The 18,627-nt window shown below is 37.5% G+C and carries 14 protein-coding genes and 1 other annotated feature; of the genes, 3 read left to right on the top strand and 11 right to left on the bottom strand.

The genetic code is table 11. The features are described 5' to 3' along the window. Positions 1 to 22 precede the first annotated feature (22 nt). From NSQ59_RS26865 to yeiL, 7 genes are all read right to left on the bottom strand, one after another. The gene (locus NSQ59_RS26865; RefSeq protein ID WP_340833096.1) at positions 23 to 2,128 is read right to left on the bottom strand and encodes a BglG family transcription antiterminator; all 2,106 of its coding nucleotides are present in this window, start codon (positions 2,126 to 2,128) and stop codon (positions 23 to 25) included. Positions 2,129 to 2,606: 478 nt separating this feature from the next. Further along, positions 2,607 to 4,121 (bottom strand): malate:quinone oxidoreductase, encoded by a 1,515-nt coding sequence (locus NSQ59_RS26870; RefSeq protein WP_340833097.1) that lies wholly within the window; start codon positions 4,119 to 4,121, stop codon positions 2,607 to 2,609. A 421-nt stretch (positions 4,122 to 4,542) separates the two neighbouring features. Next, a complete protein-coding gene (gene aspA, locus NSQ59_RS26875; RefSeq protein ID WP_340833098.1) occupies positions 4,543 to 5,973 on the bottom strand; it encodes an aspartate ammonia-lyase in 1,431 nt (476 codons plus the stop codon). A gap of 246 nt (positions 5,974 to 6,219) precedes the next feature. Next, positions 6,220 to 7,617 carry an NAD-dependent malic enzyme gene (locus tag NSQ59_RS26880; protein WP_055741594.1) on the bottom strand — a complete coding sequence of 466 codons (1,398 nt, stop codon included), beginning with the start codon at positions 7,615 to 7,617 and terminating at the stop codon, positions 6,220 to 6,222. Between the two features lie 750 nt (positions 7,618 to 8,367). After that, positions 8,368 to 9,729 (bottom strand): FAD-binding oxidoreductase, encoded by a 1,362-nt coding sequence (locus tag NSQ59_RS26885; RefSeq protein ID WP_340833099.1) that lies wholly within the window; start codon positions 9,727 to 9,729, stop codon positions 8,368 to 8,370. Positions 9,730 to 9,917: 188 nt separating this feature from the next. Beyond that, positions 9,918 to 10,070: a hypothetical protein gene (locus NSQ59_RS26890; RefSeq protein ID WP_163258604.1), complete on the bottom strand. Its 153-nt coding sequence runs from the start codon at positions 10,068 to 10,070 to the stop codon at positions 9,918 to 9,920. Positions 10,071 to 10,125: 55 nt separating this feature from the next. Beyond that, positions 10,126 to 10,797, bottom strand: coding sequence for a transcriptional regulator YeiL (gene yeiL / locus NSQ59_RS26895; RefSeq protein ID WP_340833100.1), 672 nt, complete (start codon positions 10,795 to 10,797; stop codon positions 10,126 to 10,128). Positions 10,798 to 10,878: 81 nt separating this feature from the next. On the opposite strand from yeiL, the gene NSQ59_RS26900 reads away from it, so the two are divergent. Then, complete coding sequence (locus NSQ59_RS26900; protein WP_055741597.1) at positions 10,879 to 12,051, top strand: MFS transporter; 1,173 nt, start codon at positions 10,879 to 10,881, stop codon at positions 12,049 to 12,051. Positions 12,052 to 12,216: 165 nt separating this feature from the next. On the opposite strand, the gene NSQ59_RS26905 is transcribed toward NSQ59_RS26900, so the two are convergent. The 4 genes from NSQ59_RS26905 to ligD (NSQ59_RS26920) form a co-directional block, all read right to left on the bottom strand. Beyond that, positions 12,217 to 13,392 (bottom strand): MFS transporter, encoded by a 1,176-nt coding sequence (locus NSQ59_RS26905; protein WP_340833101.1) that lies wholly within the window; start codon positions 13,390 to 13,392, stop codon positions 12,217 to 12,219. Positions 13,393 to 13,541: 149 nt separating this feature from the next. Further along, on the bottom strand, positions 13,542 to 13,853 hold the full coding sequence (locus tag NSQ59_RS26910; protein WP_055741885.1) for an ArsR/SmtB family transcription factor: 312 nt from the start codon (positions 13,851 to 13,853) through the stop codon (positions 13,542 to 13,544). Between the two features lie 293 nt (positions 13,854 to 14,146). Next, positions 14,147 to 14,296 (bottom strand): hypothetical protein, encoded by a 150-nt coding sequence (locus NSQ59_RS26915; RefSeq protein WP_340833102.1) that lies wholly within the window; start codon positions 14,294 to 14,296, stop codon positions 14,147 to 14,149. Between the two features lie 83 nt (positions 14,297 to 14,379). After that, positions 14,380 to 15,303, bottom strand: coding sequence for a non-homologous end-joining DNA ligase (gene ligD / locus NSQ59_RS26920; RefSeq protein WP_340833103.1), 924 nt, complete (start codon positions 15,301 to 15,303; stop codon positions 14,380 to 14,382). Between the two features lie 266 nt (positions 15,304 to 15,569). Here ligD (NSQ59_RS26920) and ligD (NSQ59_RS26925) point away from each other — a divergent pair, with 266 nt between their 5' ends. Both ligD (NSQ59_RS26925) and gltX read left to right on the top strand, forming a co-directional pair. After that, positions 15,570 to 16,469 (top strand): non-homologous end-joining DNA ligase, encoded by a 900-nt coding sequence (ligD, locus tag NSQ59_RS26925; RefSeq protein WP_340833104.1) that lies wholly within the window; start codon positions 15,570 to 15,572, stop codon positions 16,467 to 16,469. Between the two features lie 197 nt (positions 16,470 to 16,666). Next, positions 16,667 to 16,904, top strand: a binding site (T-box leader). A gap of 46 nt (positions 16,905 to 16,950) precedes the next feature. Continuing rightward, positions 16,951 to 18,615 carry a glutamate--tRNA ligase gene (gltX, locus tag NSQ59_RS26930; RefSeq protein WP_340833105.1) on the top strand — a complete coding sequence of 555 codons (1,665 nt, stop codon included), beginning with the start codon at positions 16,951 to 16,953 and terminating at the stop codon, positions 18,613 to 18,615. The last annotated feature ends 12 nt before the right edge of the window (positions 18,616 to 18,627 follow it).

Raw genomic sequence — 18,627 nt, forward strand, 5'->3', positions numbered from 1 at the left:
CTCACTGTTGCTACAACTTCTCCTACAAAGAGTAGGCAGTAACTAGATCAAATATTTCTTCTGTAGATCTAGCTATTAGTACTTTATTTAGATTATCTGGATTAGAAAACATTTCCGTTAACTGTGAAAGTGCCTTTAAATGAGTTTCTCCATCTATCGCAGCTAACACAATCACAATTTGGATATCATGCTTTCTACTTTCCGAAAATGGTACTGCTTTTGATAACTTTAACAAACTCATACTCAGCTTTTTAACCCCATCTTCAGGTCGTGCATGCGGTATGGCCACTTTCGGTGAAATTACAATGTATGGCCCCATCTTATTGATACTGTGTATCATGGCTTGAACATATTCTTCTGATATTGCTCCTTCCTGAAGAAGAGGATCTGCTGCCGTCTGGATAGCATGCTTCCAATCAGATACTTCCTTTTTCAATTGAATATACTTCATTTGAAGAATGCTGCTTAAAGAAGGCTTTCCTATTTCCTTTGCCACCTTTTCAGGCTTATAAAGATATTGTTTCAGTTCTTGCTGTAATAGTTCTTTATCGATAATCGTTGTATGTTTCTGAATGATTTCCATCAATACATCAACGGAAGAACTTTGTTTGGAACTATGATCAAAGTAGACGTTCACTCTTTTTAATAAGCTTTCCATTTCTGCCTCTGTTAAAATTGGATTTACAACAAAGACCGGTTTGCTTTTTTCCTGAAGTGGAATTGTTGAAATAATAAAATCCGCATCATATCGATTTTTTTCATATTCCCTCAAAGAAACACTGCCAATTAAATCTATTGTGGGAAAAAGTCCCTCCAATTGATGCAAGAGCAGTCTTGAAGTGCCAACACCGTTTGTGCAAACAAGCAATGCTTTCTTTCGTTCGGCAGGCTTGGCTCCCACTTTTCTCATCCATCCCCCAAAATGCATGGCAATGAGGGCAATTTCATTTTCATTTACTTCTTTTCCAACAACGGCTTCCAGATGAGTAATTACCTTTTTGGTTAATAGAAAGATGTCATGGTATTGTTCCTTAATAAACTCGGTCATATCACTTTCAAATTCCAAACCATAGCGAATACGGTAATATGCAGGCTGGACATGGATAAGAAGGCTTTTTTCGATTTCTTGACGGTTCTTAAAGAAAACACAAGCATACTTTTGAAAGTCTGTAACCATCTGTGTAACAACTTTTGCTAGAATTTCCGAGTCACTGCTGTTTTTAGCAGACTCTATATCCTCTGAAAATTGAACCCTTGAACTCAACAGATGCTTTGTAATATAGAAAATTTCATCCTCCGGGAAATCAACTTCAAAGAGGGCAGATAGTTTATCTCCAATTTTTTGTGCAGCTTCGTACTGTTTCGTTTCCCGTAAAACGTCCTTTTCAATTGGATCTATCTTGATCTTCTTCCCTTGGGAAACCCTCCTGCAAAACAATAGGAGACGAAAAGAAAGACTGTACAAAATTTCATCGGTAAATTGAATATTTAATTCCTGTTCACTTTCCCCTACAATTTGCTGAACCGCTTTCAATTTCTCAAAAGCAAATTGGTTTGAATCCTTATTTAGTATCATTGGAATTTTGGCTAAAAACGACTGCCAATTTTCGTTTGGCAAAACATGCTGAAGAAAATGTACGATTGCTTTTCGTTTATCTTCTTCATCCCCGATGATCACATAACCCGATTTCCGATCAAATTCCAATGTTAAATGAAACCTGTCCAACTCCAGCTTTAAACCTTTTAAATCCTCAATGGTGGTATTACGGCTTACACGAATTTTCCCCATCAGATTCTCAAGGTACAATGGATTGTCTCGCGCCATTAAATAAATAGCCAGCCAAGCTTTCCGCTCCTTCGCGGAATATTCATAATGCCATGTTCTTAATGTCCCTAACTTATTAGGAATCTCTCTAGCTGTTTCTTCTTCAATAAGGAAACCTGCTGAACGAACATGTTTAATTGGTTGTAAATCGTTTTCTTTTAACCAATCATTGATTTTTCCAATATCGTAATAAACCGTTCTCCTGGAAATATGATAATTCTCAATTATTTCCTCAACTTTGACATACGTTTGCGCTTTAATTAAATATGAAAGTATTGCGGTACTGCGCTGATCTAATGACATTAGATAAATACCTCCCTTGCACGAAGTTTGTGCAAAAAAGTATTTTTATTCTTTTAGCAATTGCTTGAATATAATATAACTCTTTATTTTAAAAATGTAGAGACCAAATATCACCATACTTTTTGTGCAAAACAGGGATTAAATCTCGTTCAGCTCTTTGTGCAAAATTGGACTATAAAGAAAAAACTACTAATCATATTATTATTTCATAATATTAATTTAGAAAATAAGTCGACGACATTAGCCAACACCTAAGAAAATAGGATAAGCCGAGTTCACTTTTCAAATTTAACTAAAAAAAAGAGAAGTATCTTATGATGAACTTCTCTTTTTTCAATACAAGATAATAAATTACTTATAACATGTTTTACCATAACGCTTTAAAAACTAATGCTTAAAACTAAATTCATGAAATATATCTTTTTCAATTTTTATATAAAAATAAAAAGGCACCCATAAAGATGCCCTTTTAACAATTTTATACGTATGCATTTTCCTTTTGTGACTCATCGTTATTACTTAAGCCAAGCGCCTGTGCTGTTGAAGTATGAATCTCCTCGATAAGCTCTGGATGCTCCCTTAGTGACAAGCCATAAGAAGGAATCATTTCTTTAATTTTCGGTTCCCATTCCTTCATATGTTGCGGGAAGCATTTGTTTATTACATCAAGCATAACCTGAACAGCGGTAGAAGCACCTGGAGAAGCGCCAAGCAATGCAGCGATGGTGCCATTAGCACCTGTAATAACTTCCGTACCAAATTGAAGCGTTCCTTTGCCTCCAGCCTCCGTATCTTTAATAACTTGAACACGTTGGCCTGCTACCACGATATCCCAATCTTCAATTTTAGCGTTAGGAACAAATTCTCGTAGCTCTTCGATACGTTGTTCCTTCGATAACATAAGTTGTTGAACGAGATATTTTGTTAAAGGAATGTTTTTTGCACCTGCTGCTAACATCGTAAAGACATTATTCGGTTTTACAGATGCGATTAAATCCATATTAGAACCCGTTTTTAAGAATTTTGGTGAGAAGCCGGCAAACGGTCCGAATAGCAATGATTTTTTGTTGTCGATATATCGTGTATCAAGATGCGGCACAGACATTGGAGGAGCACCAACTGCAGCTTTTCCGTATACTTTTGCATGATGTTGCTCTACAACCTCTTGATTGTTACATACTAGGAATAATCCGCTTACTGGGAATCCTCCAATATGTTTACTTTCAGGAATACCTGTTTTTTGTAGTAAATGCAAGCTTCCGCCACCGGCACCAATAAAGACGAATTTTGCTGTATGGCGTTCGACAATGCCTCTATCGTTCCTTACTTTTAATTCCCAAGCTCCATCGGCAGTACGTTTAATATCATTAACCTTATGTTTAAATTTGATATGAACGTTTTTACTCTCTAAGTGGTCGAACAACATGCGTGTTAAAGCACCAAAGTTGACATCCGTTCCTGTGTCAATTTTGGTTGCAGCTATAGGTTCCTTCGATGTACGGCCATCCATAATAAGCGGAATCCATTCCTTCAATGTTTCCGGATCATCAGAAAATTCCATCCCTTGGAAAAGAGGATTGTTCGAAAGCGCTTCAAAACGTTTTTTCAAAAACTCTACATTTTTTTCCCCTTGTACTAAACTCATATGAGGCAATGGCATAATAAAGTCATGAGGATTACTGATTAAATTACTGTTTACAAGATAAGACCAAAATTGTCTTGAAACCTGGAACTGTTCATTAATATTTATCGCTTTACTAATATCTATGGATCCATCCGGTTTTTCTACGGTGTAGTTAAGCTCGCAAAGTGCAGAATGCCCTGTTCCCGCATTATTCCATTCGTTAGAGCTTTCCTCTCCTGCCCATTCGAGCTTCTCAAAAACAGTAATATTCCAATCCGGAACTAGTTCTTTCAAGAGTGTTCCCAAAGTCGCACTCATGATTCCGGCACCAATTAAAATAACGTCTGTTCTAGTATCACGGTTGCTCATTTTTTTCATCCTTATTCCCTATATTTGCAGAAAGGATGTAGGCTATCCTGCTAAAGCGTCACAGCAAGCCATGGCGCGACCTAGTCACACCATTTCTGCATCAATTTTTTCCTTCTTATATTATATCACTATTATTTCTAGTTTAAAATAACTAGGATTATTTGATAATTATAAGCTATTTGAAAATCTAGTAAAAAGTGGGTATTTGCACCCATACGTTTGCGCACACAAAAACCAAAGCCTTAACAGTTTCTCGAAAAGGTTGAGGCTTTGGTTTGCAGTTTCTTATATCAACTTAAGAGGCTGTAATTAAAAAGTTATAAATTATCCAGCCTTAAATGGACCCAAGTTGAAGGACAAGTTAATGAACTAAGACACCTAAAAAATCCAAATTTTTATTTAGGAATTCCCTATTAAAGTATTAATCTCGTTCGAGTAATTCAGCACCAGCAATTCCTGGATGTGTCATTTCATACGGATCTAATATCAAATTTAGCTCTTCTTCTGTTAATACATCATATTTCAAACATAGATCCCGGATTGGTGCACCGCTTAAGATTGCCTCGCGGGCAATACGAGCTGCCGCTTCATACCCAATATGGGGATTTACTGCAGTAATGAGTCCTGCACTCTTCTCAACATACTCTTTCATTCTTTCTTCATTAGCTTGTATGCCTTTTAAGCAATTGTCAGTAAAAGTGCGGAAAGCATTATTCATGATGCTGATGGATTGCAGCAAATTAAATACAAGAACAGGCTCCATAACATTTAACTCAAGCTGGCCTGCTTCGGATGCCAGACAGATTGTATGGTCATTGCCAATAACTTGGAATGCCACCTGATTAATTACTTCTGCCATCACAGGATTTACTTTACCAGGCATAATGGAAGAACCCGGCTGTCTTGCAGGCAGTGTGATTTCACCTAATCCGGCTCTTGGTCCTGACGCCATTAAACGCAAGTCATTGGCGATTTTTGACATATTCATCATACAAACCTTCAATGCTGCTGATACTTCTGTGTAAGCATCTGTATTTTGGGTGGCATCAACAAGATGCTCAGCACCGATTAACGGTAAGCCGCTAATCTCTGCCAGATGTTTTACTACCAATTCAATGTACCGCGGATAAGCATTTAATCCGGTTCCAACTGCTGTTGCCCCCATGTTCAATTCATATAAATGCTGACGTGATTGTTGAATTCGTTTGATATCGCGACCGATAACGCGGCTATAAGCTTCAAATTCCTGTCCAAGCCGAATCGGCACAGCATCCTGAAGGTGTGTGCGCCCCATTTTAATGACATGGTTAAATTCCTGAGCCTTCTCATCAAAAACTGCACGCATTTCTTCCATGGTAGCCAATAAGTTTTCCAAAAGATTTAACACGGCAATATGAATCGCCGAAGGAAATGCATCATTTGTGGATTGGGACATATTAACATGAGTATTAGGGCTGCAATGGAAATAGTCCCCTTTTTCTTTCCCAAGCAATTCGAGAGCACGGTTGGCAAGGACTTCATTCACATTCATGTTAATCGATGTTCCTGCTCCGCCTTGAATCGGGTCAACTATTATTTGATCATGCCATTTGCCTTCTATCATTTCATCTGCTGCCTTAACAATTGCTTCTCCAAGTTCGGAGTAGAGACGCTTAACATCCATATTTGCAAGTGCAGCTGCCTTTTTCACGATTGCCATACCCTTTATTAATTCTCCATGGATATGATACCCAGTGATTGGAAAATTCTCAACTGCCCGGAGTGTCTGAATCCCATAATAAGCTTCAGCAGGAACTTCCTTTGATCCTAAAAAATCCTTTTCAGTACGCATTTGACTTTGTGTGATTGACATATTTTTCGCTCTCCTATTTAGTAAAGTCCAATAGCTGTCCATATTAAAGAAAAATAAAAAATAGACACTGTCTAGCGCAAGCAGCTAGCGGATTTCTCCGTCTCCTCCGGTCGATAAGTCAACATCAGGTAAAAATGGAAGAGCTATTTTTCAATAGCGAGTGAATTACCTCAGCACGGTTTCCTTTATATCGGTCGAAGACTACGAAATCCGTACGCTAGAGCTGCGGCGCTTCCGCTTTTCTTACTATCTAAAATCCTTAGGAATTCGACGGTTCACTCCTGTTAAGATTGCTGCTTGTACAACAGCTTGACGTACTTTCGAAACGACATGTTCGTTAAAAATACTAGGAATTATATATTGCTCGTTCAGTTCTTTTTCCGTAACAACCGATGCGATCGCCCGAGCAGCAGCAAGCTTCATTGGCTCATTAATTAAAGTTGCCCGACAGTCGAGAGCTCCACGATATATACCAGGAAACGCTAACACATTATTGATTTGGTTAGGGTAGTCACTGCGTCCTGTAGCAAATACTCTTACATGATCCTGAGCTTCCTCAGGTGAAATTTCAGGATTAGGGTTAGCCATCGCAAAAACGATTGGATCTTCAGCCATTTTCTGAACATCTGCAGCTGATAAAATACCGCCTCTTGATACGCCAATAAAAACATCCGCATCCTTAATAACGTCTTTCAACGTTCCTTCTTGCTTTTCAACTTGATCTTGTTCCGCTAGCCATTGCCACATTGGATAAGGATAGGTTCCACCATTTACGATTGCCCCATCACGGTCCACAGGAACGAGACGTTTTACACCCGCATTAATAAGCATTTTACAAATGGCTACTCCGGCAGCTCCGATTCCATTCACAACCACACGAACGTCTTCCATCTTTTTACCCACAACTTTTAAAGCATTTAAAAGACCTGCAACGACAACCACTGCGGTTCCATGTTGATCATCATGAAAAACTGGAATATCTAATTCTTCCGTCAAACGCTTTTCAATTTCGAAACAACGTGGTGAACTAATATCTTCTAAATTAATCCCGCCAAAAATAGGTGCTATATTTTTTATTGTTTGAATGATCTCTTCTGTATCCTGTGTATCCAAGCAGATTGGAAAGGCATCAACATCCGCTAATTGCTTAAATAACATCGCCTTACCTTCCATAACAGGTGCCGATGCAAGCGGTCCTATATCTCCAAGACCGAGTACAGCACTGCCATCTGAAATTACTGCGACAGTATTTCGTTTAATCGTCAAAGAGTAAGCTTTCTTCGGATCTTCATGAATAGCGGAACAAACACGAGCAACTCCTGGAGTATAAACCCTTGATAAATCATCTCTATTTTTGATAGGTATCTTTGATTTAATCGAGATTTTTCCACCTAAATGCGCAAGAAATGTCCGATCTGATACGTTAATTATTTTTACACCTGAGGTAGATCTTAGATGTTCAAGAACTTGTTCCTCGTGCTTATCACTTACTTCAATTGTGATGTCACGTACGGAAGATTCCCCACTGGAACTAATAACATCAATGGATATAATATCTCCTCCTGCTTTTCCTATAACAGAGGCAACTTCACCAAATGAAATATTTTTTAATTCGACACGTGCTACCAAATTATTAAAAGCCATTGTTTTTCTCCTTTATGCATTTTTGTCACCTTTTCCTAAGGCAATGCTCATAAATAGGCATCATCCATAATAAGACAGTTATAGCTAACTCCCTTATCCTTGTTACTAGTTTACAATAAGAGGTCAAATTCTGCTGAATCAAGTGACCTTTCATGTTGTAACCAATATTCCCGGATTGATAGATTAATTCGTAAATCAATGTTGGGAATTTTTCCTTAACAAAGATTATATACCGCTTTCATTATACTACCAAAAAATAAATTTTGGGTGATATTTGGTTAATATAAAAATGGTAAAATATCAATTAAATGCTACTCTAATTTATTCCGGAGCATTGTAAGGTAGTTTTAATTGAAAACGATAGATTTCATTTAAAAAATATATAACATGATTGGAACCAAAAACCGTACAGTTTTCTCCGAACAATTTACTTCCCGTGCCAAATCCTTTATATGTAATGCCCCATCCTCATGAACGAGCAAAATCTTCAATAAATCCTTCTGCCTACTATTCATCCTTTCGCACCTGCTCAACATCATAATATACAAGAAAGTTTAACTTTTATCTTTTCGGAAAGCAATGAAACATGTGATGCCTCTCTTCTTCAGACTCAACGGAAAAAGGAAGCAGGAGAACATTGTCCTACTTCTACTTTACCTCTATAAACTTAAGGATCTGGTATAACACTAGTAAACATGATTAGTTTTATGGCGAAAGATCAGCAAAAAAGCAGAAAAATTGTTTACTCTATTAGCGGGCAGGCGGAATGCTCTGAGGAAAATTGAAAACATTATCTGGATCATATTTAGCCTTAACCCTAGTAAGACGTTCAAAGTTACTTCCATAGTAAGCCTTAGGCCAGTTTTCAATTGATAAGTCAGGGGTATTAACATATACGCCTCGGGTAAATGGGCGCATTGCTTTATAGAAGTCCTCTACCCAACGTATACCCAAAGCAGCCCCAGCTTTTTTGTTCCATGTGGCAAATATCGACATGTTTGAAAGAGCCTTGCGATAGTAATATGCTGTTGCCCTACTCGATACTTTAGAGACAGCTCCGTTAAGACCATGAAAAAAGACTGAGACCGAAGAAGTTGGTGGTTCATTAATAAAGTTAGATATTAAGTCGATTGCTTCCTCTGGGAGCAATCGTTCTACGAAGGGACCTACACTCTTAAAGGGCTCGGGAGATCCTGGCTGGGTGGCTGCTATTCGTTCCACCGCTTGAAGCCATGGAATCTCTTCGATGAACACCTGTTGCGGAGGACCAACTATAAGCAGCGGCTGCAACAACTTGCGGAGTTTTTCGGCCGAACCAAAGAACACCCCCTGCATAAGCAGAGTTGACTGTAATCCTGAGGCGATGGTAAGTAGTGGTGTAAGTCTTTCATCAACTCCGGGCTCTGTATATTCCTGCCAAATTCGCAGTACAGGCTTCAGGTACCGCAAATCCCAGCTAATATTAGCATACGCGACTGTTTCAATCTTATAAGTACGGAAGCGAAAAGAGGTACAGATCCCAAAATTACCGCCACCTCCACCACGCGATGCCCAATAAAGATCAGCATTGTGATCAGCATTGGCATGGAGAACTTCCCCATTAGCATTGACCATCTCCAACTCAAGCAGGCTATCACAAGAAAGCCCGAGCGTACGGGCTGCAATACTCTGGCCACCACCAAGAGTGAGCCCAGCGATGCCGGTGGTAGGGCAAAGACCCCCTGGTACCATTAATCCTTCAGATCCAAGAGTTTCATATATAACAATATCCCTTAAGCCAGTCTGCACAGTGACGGTTCCGCGTTTGTGATCAATATCTATCCGGTTCATCTCACTAACATCGATTACAATGCCTGCGTTAACCACTGATAACCCCTCGTAACTATGACGGCCTGATCGTATACGAATCGGAACATCATGGTATCGGGCCCAGTGCACCGCATTGGATACATCTTGAGTATTCTGGGCAAAAACGATGACCAGAGGAAATTTATTAAAAAAAGTGTTAAATTCCCTTCGAGCTGCATTATATTCCTTGTCACCAGGAACAACAATGCGGCCAGTTAGTTCAGGTTCTTTTTCTCCACGGATTGGCTTCTTCCCTTTGCTCATTACTATCACACCCTTTCATTTACGAAATCCTGCGTACAAATCAATGGGTTATCGATAGCGAGTCTATGCTGGAATACTTAACCATTTCCTGCCATCAAGTTAACCTATTAATCAATTTATAACTGTCCAGGATAATTTATGTGAAATAAATAGTGTGATCGTTCGAGAAAAGACAAGAGGTCATATAATTAAAAGATATCAGCTAAATAGGATTGAATGGAATTAGGTAATAATCGATAGAAAAAGCCTTTATATTTAATATCGAATAGACCAGCAATACATAAAAGTATTATTATGAATAATAAAATAAGTATCTTATTCTTTTTTGACATTGATTTCAACAGGGTTCCCTCCACTACATTTGGTAACATTAGAACGTTCTTCTATCCTAAACAGTTACCTATTCTTCAACATCTCTGCAAGTTCATATAAAGAGTGGTATTGTTTAATATGATAATACCGTCCTGCCTTCTGTAAGTACCCTTTATCACAAAATTGTGTTAGTACATGCAATAAGTGACGGTAGGATACGCCTAAATAATCACAAACCGTTACGTGCTTCTCCTTATAAATTCCTTCATCAGCTGTTTGCAAGATAAAATCCGCAAGCCGGTTTTCAAGCGGAAAGGCAAGGCTTTGTGAATACTTTGCGGCCATAAGTGTTGCCTTTATGCTTAAAAACTTGGTTAATTCACGTAAGAATTTTGCATCCTCCATCAATTGTGTACGACAACGATGAATAGGAAGTGCGAAACAAATGGTCTTTGTTAAAGCTTGAATTCCTTTCGTATAGTACACCTCATTTAATAATTCCATTTCCCCGATGTAATCATTTGCGTTGATAAAATTAATTAAAGAAACCTTCCCATTTTGATGTGTTACATAAATTTTTGCCTTTCCTTCAATAACATAAAATAGAAAGTTGGTCCTTGTGCCTTCTTGGATAATCCATTCATCCCGTTGATACTCGTGCACTTCCATAAACTCTTCCACTGGAAAAGAAAATAAATGCGCAATAGAGTTCTTCTCCATCTGCAGTCGCTTTTTCTCACCTTTGTAGATTTCCATCATCCACCTCAAAAATATGAGATATCTCATATTATTTTCTCGTATCTCCATGATAACATGCAAACAATGGAGGGAAATAAAATGAACACACATCGATGGATGAGTATGCAATTTTTTAGTTTTTTTATGACATGGGGTATTTTTCTGCCTTATTGGACAGGATGGATTATTCATGCTAAAGGGATTACGGTTCCACAAGCAAGCTTGATTATGAGCCTTGGCTTAGTTGCAAGGGGCCTTTCCACATTATTTGCCTTCCCATATTTATCAGGGAAATTTAGTAGTAAAACCTTATTAAATGGAGCGGGAATTGGTACGTTAATTGCTATTTTGTTTTATATTCCGTCAGGTTCCTTTAACAGCTTACTTATAGTCACATTAGTATTTCACTTTTTTTACCCAGCATTGATGCCTACCTTGGACAGCGCTGCTGGCGTCCTCGTACAAAGTAACGAATTAAGACATTATGGGAAAAGCCGTCAGTGGGGATCCATTGGTTTCATCTTGGCCGGCATGATTCTATCTGTCTTTACAGGGATGCTTGGAGATAAAGTGATTTTATGGGCGTTTTTACTTGGTACAGTGGTATTAGTATGTCTTGGTTTCATGCGTGCACCTGTTATTTTATCTAAAAAGCCACCAGCAGATAAAATACAAAAAGGAGGTATATTAAAATTATTCCATATCAAACACTTTAGTTTGGTACTCATTATCGTAATCTTACTGCAAGCAGCACATGCTTCCTATTACAATTATGGTTATCTCTTTTTACAAGAAATCCATGCACCAAAATATTTAATAGGTGCCATTATTAATATTGCTGTGGTCGCAGAAATCATCTTCTTTTCAATAGCAGATCGGAAATTTCATAAGTTTTCAGCAGGCTCCTTGCTGGCACTGGCAGCACTTGGATCAACTGTACGTTGGATACTAGTATTTGCCTTTCCTAATGTAATCATTTTCTGTATTGCGCAAACCTTGCATGCATGCTCATTTGCTATGGGACATTATGCCTTTATGAAATACCTAATCAAAAACATTTCACCTGCACAGATTCCGAAAGCACAAGGAATATATTCAGCATTGGCTCTTAGCTGGAGCACTGCCGTATTTACGATTTTCGGCGGCTACTTATACGAAATTGAGCCAAGATATGCCTTTATTGGAATGATTGTTTGTACGATTCCAGCGATGGTGCTTGCGCTTGTATATAGAAAACTGGAAGTTAGAAAAGAAATTGTAGTTTCTATTTAATTCTTTTAGCTAGGATTTTACAAAAACGTGGAAATCTCTACTATTAATAGGCTTTGCTGATATACGAAAACCTCATTTATTTAACGATTCGATTTTCCGTCGTAAATCTAAATGAGGTTTAAGTATTTCTTTATAAACCTTCTCTAGTTTTAGATATAAGTAATGTTAATTTAATGGCGATGGATGAGTACTAGATTTAAAAAATTTGATTTTTATTATGATCAATAAAAAAGAAAGCAGTGTGAATAGAAAGCCACTCCAGATAAGTTGGTGAATTCCTAATTGCGAAATAAACAAGCCGCCAATAGAGGTTCCTAAAGTAATTCCAAGATTTGAGAGCGAGACGAATAAGCTATTGCCAAATTCAGGAGCTTCTTTTGCCTCACTTATTAACCACGCCTGACTAACTATTAATCCACCGGAATGTACAATTCCCCAAATAAATACCATAAAAATCATTGGAACGAAATAAAAGCCTAAATAATATACCAACAAATAAACGATTAAATACAAAATTAAAAATGATATTATGGTTTTTATAATGCTTTTCTTTAAAAACACTCCAAACAAATTATTACCTACAATCATAATTACACCAAATATTAGTAACATGACACTGATGAGAGAGCCATTCATGGAGGTTACTTTTGCAAGGTACTCAGCAAAGTAACTATATACTGAAAACATAGCTGCAAAAATAAACACTACCGTTGCAATATTTAGCCATAATCCTGGTTTACGTAATATACTAATTTGCTTACCAAAGGTCATTCTTTCTTTAACGGGCATTGAAGGAAGCAAAATAAATATTCCTATAAAGGCAATAGCATTTACAATCGCTCCAAACAAGAAAGCAATTTCTAATGAAAATCGTTCTGCAAGATAAGAAGTCAATGGTACACCTAAAGCAAATCCAACTGTAATTCCCATGAAAACCTTCGTAACTGCTTGACCGCTTTTCTCTGGCGGTACAAATGAAGCTGCAGTTACAAGCGCTATTGAAAAGAAGAGTGGGTGAAGCGCTGCAGGAAGAATACGAAAAATAAGCATAACCTCAAAATGCGTTGTAAAAGCATAAATAATATTTGAAATAACAAACATAAATATTGCTGTTAATAAAAGTAGCTTACGATTTATCCCAGTTACTAGTAATATTAAAAATGGTCCAGAGATAGCAACAACAAGAGCAAATATACTTACTAATAAGCCCGCTTGTGAAGTTGAAATCGCAAATTTTTGCGCTATTTGTGGTAATACCCCGACAATACTCATTTCTGTTGTAATAATTCCAAATACACCTAATGCCAGTATAATAATAAGCAGAGGGCTTACTTTTTTCATTTATGAAATCTCCATTCTTATAGTGATTTTAAAAGTCTAAATATTTCACGTGACAAAAAATAGTCGCATCGTACTTTTTATGTACATATAATATCAGATATCTATATAAGTAGATGTGTTGTTTAAAAAAAAGAAATCCTCCTCTCTATTTATAATTCCTTTTGAACGTACTCGGCGAATTCTTGTATTGTTTTTTCATTTCGACGATAATACGTCCATTTTCCAATTCGTTCGGATTCTAATAATCCAGCCTTTTTCATCGTCAATAAATAACTAGAAATAACAGACTGTGCCAGTCCAGTTTTCAATTGAATCTCCCCTACACATACCCCAACTTGAAAACTAATCCCTTGTTGTAAATAAGGCTCTTCATCAAAATATTTTTCTGGATTCTTTAACCATAATAGAATTTGTTGTCTCGTTTCATTTGATAATGCTTTATAGATTAGTGAAGGTTCCATAACAACATTATATCTATTTTTATAGATTTGTAAATATATCGAAAAAGTAAAAAGACCCTCAGCCCAGTTGCTGAAAGCCTTTAATGATGAGGACAATTAAACCCTAATAAGCTGTATTCTTTTGTTTTATTCTGCTGTTGAATGACCTGCTGCTCCAAGATAGTCTGTTCCAATGAATCATCCATTTCAACTATGTTTGATAATGTTATTTTATTGACATTTTTTGTAAAGTCCATGATTCATTTACTAATAAAACCAAAAAATTAGCGTGGGTTCAGGTATTTCGAAAGAACTTACTTCGCCTTGTTTGTATGGGTTTCCTTTGTTTCAATCGAGCTAGATGGACTCGGCATCGATGATTCTTTATTTGCCATCTCCTCAATCACCTGTCCTGCGGTGGTAGTAGTATTAAGTTTATGTTCTGGAATTCGTTGGCTCTTCATCTATTTTTCCCTCCTTTCCATTTTATTGTCTTCTTTTTACATTGGGATATTCTTTTACTTGGATAGTCCATTTAGTCTTTTTTTTAAACTCTTTCAAACAAACACTCTTCTGGTGGAATTTCAATGAATCCCTCAATACTAGGCTGCCTCAGTGCTCCACCTTCTGTCCATTCGGCAAATTTTATCTTTACTGTCTTTTCTGGCCGTACCCAAACGGCATCCGCATGGCGTTGCGGTATCTTATGGAAGGGAAGATGCTCGGTTACAAACTCTTTTAATTCATTCGTTAGCTCTCTCCAGTCGCTTACTGTCATTTTTCCCGTCCCTGTGTGTCCCACATAATGCAGTCTTCTTTCAGAATCATATAACCCAAGCAAAATGGAATTAACAGTGTTATGTCTTAGAGTAAAGCCCCCAATGACCGCGATGATATCCTGAAAGTTTTTCACCTTGAGCCAATCTCCCCTTTTCTTCCCAATTGCATAGGGGGAGTTCACCCTTTTTAGCACAATGCCTTCCATCTCTTGTTCCTTAACTGCGTCAAATAAGCCTTGGGTTTGGCTTACTGATGGAACCAGCTGTATATGTTTATTAGGTGTAATGATATGAGACAACATCTCATTTCTTTCATGAAACGGCTTGTCATTAATCCACATTCCATTTAAATAGACAATGTCGAAAATCATATAAATAATCGGTACAGATTCGGCAGCAATCATTATACGATCCATATTTCTCAAACCATCTCGCCTCATCACCCGTTGAAAAGAAGGCTTACCGTTTTCACCTAAAGAAATCACTTCCCCATCTAAAATGACAGAACGACTGGTGCAATATTCACTAATGTTTGTAATCTCAGGATAATGCATTGTCCGCTCATTTTTTTTGCGATTATACAGCCGTACTCCGCCATTATCTGCATAGGTAAGAACGCGGACACCATCCCATTTCACTTGTGCAATCCATTCCTCTCCCGTTGGGATGGTACTACTAGGAACCGGCTCCATCGGTAAAATAGGTTCCAGATTTATCACTCCAATTTTTAGATAGGCTATTTTTGCATATATTGTTGTTTTTCATTTATTGTTTCCCATCCTAATATAGACTTGGTTTCGGGGCATCTTTTCTTAAGATGATTGGGATTCTTAACCAAAATAAGGATGGATATAAGGTTTTCGTCACCAAAAACAATAAAGTTTAAGAAAAGAGCATTTATAATACATAGTTTTAACAAATCGATGAAAATATAGAGAAAAAATAGGAGGCCATTCTGGTGGAGGAAATTGTCGTTGATGGCAGACGGATTGAAATTACACACCCAGACAAAATGATTTGGGAGACGCAAGGGATAACAAAGATCGACTTTATTCACTACTTAATAAATGTATCGCACTATCTGATTGAACATGCAAAGGACAGACTATTAATGGTTTGGCTTTACCCGCATGGAATAGCTGGCAAGAAAATCGAAAAAAGGTCGGTTCCTGAGTCTGCACCAGAATGGATCAGCCGTATTTTCTATAAAAACAAAGAGCGAATGCTATTAAATGACACTGCGACACTGGTTTGGGCTGCAAACTACGGTGCAATTGAATTTCACGTTCCGTTTGATCGCCATGATAAGCCCGATTTTCCTATGGAAATGGTATTTGATTTAGATCCTCCAGATGATACAAGCTTTCATTTGGTAGTAGAAGTGGCTTTGAAACTGAAGGAACTTCTTCAATCCCTCGGTCTGCTATCTGTACCAAGAACATCAGGTTCATCAGGGCTTCAAGTATTTGTACCAATTGAACCCATTTATTCATTCGAACAAACAAGAAGTATTACTACCTTTATCGCAAATTATTTTCAAGAACAAATGCCAAAGCAGATTACCATTGAAAGAGTAGTTTCAAAAAGAGGAAACAAACTATATTTTGATTACTTACAGTTATGGAGAGGAAGAACCATGCCAGTCGTATACTCGCCAAGAGCCAAAAGACATGCAACCGTTGCGACCCCGCTGACCTGGTCTGAATTAGAAGAAGGTATACAACCTACAGAATTTACTATTTTAAATATAAGGAGAAGGATAGAGGAAAAAGGGGATTTGTTTAAGACGTTAACAACAGAAAAGCATAATCAATCTCTCCGTGAAATTCTAAGTTTTATTGAAAAAAACAAAGTGTAGTTTCTATTGATCATCTAACAACCTTATTTACTTCTAAAACGGTTCTCCTCTCTTCACTCATTTCTTTTAGTCCCGTTAGTCCCGACTTTAACGAGCAAAGGGCGCCAGCTAATAGACTATCATCCTTAAAGTCCAAATTTGATTGTTGACAGTTTGGTTATAATGTATTATCGTATCACTAATTATATCCACAATTGTAAAATGCAATGAAGAGGAAGAGTAATTAATCACTCGAATCTTAGAGAGCCCATGCTGGTGAAAATGGGTATTCGAGCTTAATGAAAGAAGCCTTGGAGCAGTCGACTGAAAAATTGGAGTAAGTCTACCGGGGATTTCCCGTTAAAGAAATGTGCAGCAGAATAATGAATTGCTGCATTATGAGCGGGTTTTAACCAATTTAGGTGGTAACGCGGAAGTATGCCTTTCGTCCTTTAATAGGATGGAGGGCTTTTTTTATTTTGATCTATAGGGGGATATGATTATGTCAAATGAGAACATGGCAGAACTGTTATTTCCGGATGTCAGGCAGTTACCGGCAGATATTTATTCACTATATCCGCCAAGAAATTTGTCTTCATCTGCTATGGTAACACGTTTTGCACCGAGCCCAACGGGTTTATTGAATATTGGTGGGCTTTACGCAACTTTAATATCGGAAAGATTAGCCCATCAAAGTAATGGAGTCTTTTTCCTGCGTATTGAAGACACAGATAAAAAACGTGAAGTAACAGGCAGCATCGAAAATATTATACATTCATTGTCATACTTCGGGATTGATTTCGATGAGGGACCTCTCCTTATAGGTGACGAAAAGGGGACCTATGGACCCTATAAACAAAGCTCACGAATACAAATTTATAAGGTATTTATTAAGCATTTAGTCCGAAATGGATTAGCTTATCCTTGCTTCTGTGATGCGGACGATTTACAAAAGATAAAAATACGTCAGCAGAACTTAAAAATAAGAACAGGTTATTATGGCAAGTGGGCTAAACATCGAGATATTTCTTTTCTACAAGCCAAGGAAGAGATTTTAAATGGCAAACCGTTTGTTATTAGACTTAAATCTTTAGGGTCAGCAGATAGGAGAATAACATACCATGATTTGGTGAAAGGTCCGATAGAGTTACCGGAAAATGACCAAGATATTGTTATTATGAAAACGGATGGTTTACCAACCTATCACTTTGCTCATACCATAGATGATCATCTGATGGGTACAACCCATGTCATTAGAGGCGATGAATGGCTTTCTTCCGTGCCTATCCATATTCAGTTGTTTGAAACCTTAGGTTTTAAAATACCAGAATACGGACATATCGCTCCAATCATGAAGCAAGTCGGAGCTTCTAAACGGAAATTTAGTAAACGGAAGGATCTTGATGGCACCGCTGAGTATTACAAAGAACAAGGATACCCAGGATTGGCTATAAGTGAATACTTCATGAATCTCATCAACTCTGACTTTGAAGAATGGAGGATGGCAAACTCCCATCAATCATTTAGAGACTTTTTTATCCATACGGATAAAATGAATGCCAGTGGTGCTTTATTAGACATGAATAAACTAAATGACATCAGCAAGGATGTTATCTCTAAGCTCACCAGTAAGCAAGTATTTGACCATTTATATACTTGGTCAAAGGAATTTGATTCTGAGCTTTATAGTTTAATTGACAAGAATAAGGAATATACTGTACACATTCTAGATATAGGAAGAACAATGAAGAAACCAAGAAAAGATTATGCAAAGTGGTCCGATGTGAAGCCAATGATTGCTTACTTTTATGACGAATGGTTTGAAAAGGATGTATTGGGTGACTATAAGTTACCTACAAATGTAAGTTTTAATGTTGCGAAAGAAATTGTACTAGGTTTCAGCAAAACTTATAGGTTTAATAATGAAAAGGATGCTTGGTTCCATGAAATAAAAGAACTTGCTGGGAAACTCGGATTTGCAAAGGATATGAAGCAATTTAAAGCTAACCCTAACCATTACAAAGGGCATGTTGGTGATGTAGCGATGGTAATTAGGGTAGCTCTAACTAACAGAACTACTACACCTGATTTGTACGATATTATGAAAGTAATGGGTGAAAAAAGGGTTCTTGCAAGAATGCAGACATTTGTCGGTCATTCTATTTAACCAACTTAAAGG

Source organism: Margalitia sp. FSL K6-0131, assembly GCF_038008735.1.
Classification (GTDB): domain Bacteria; phylum Bacillota; class Bacilli; order Bacillales; family Bacillaceae_C; genus Margalitia; species Margalitia shackletonii.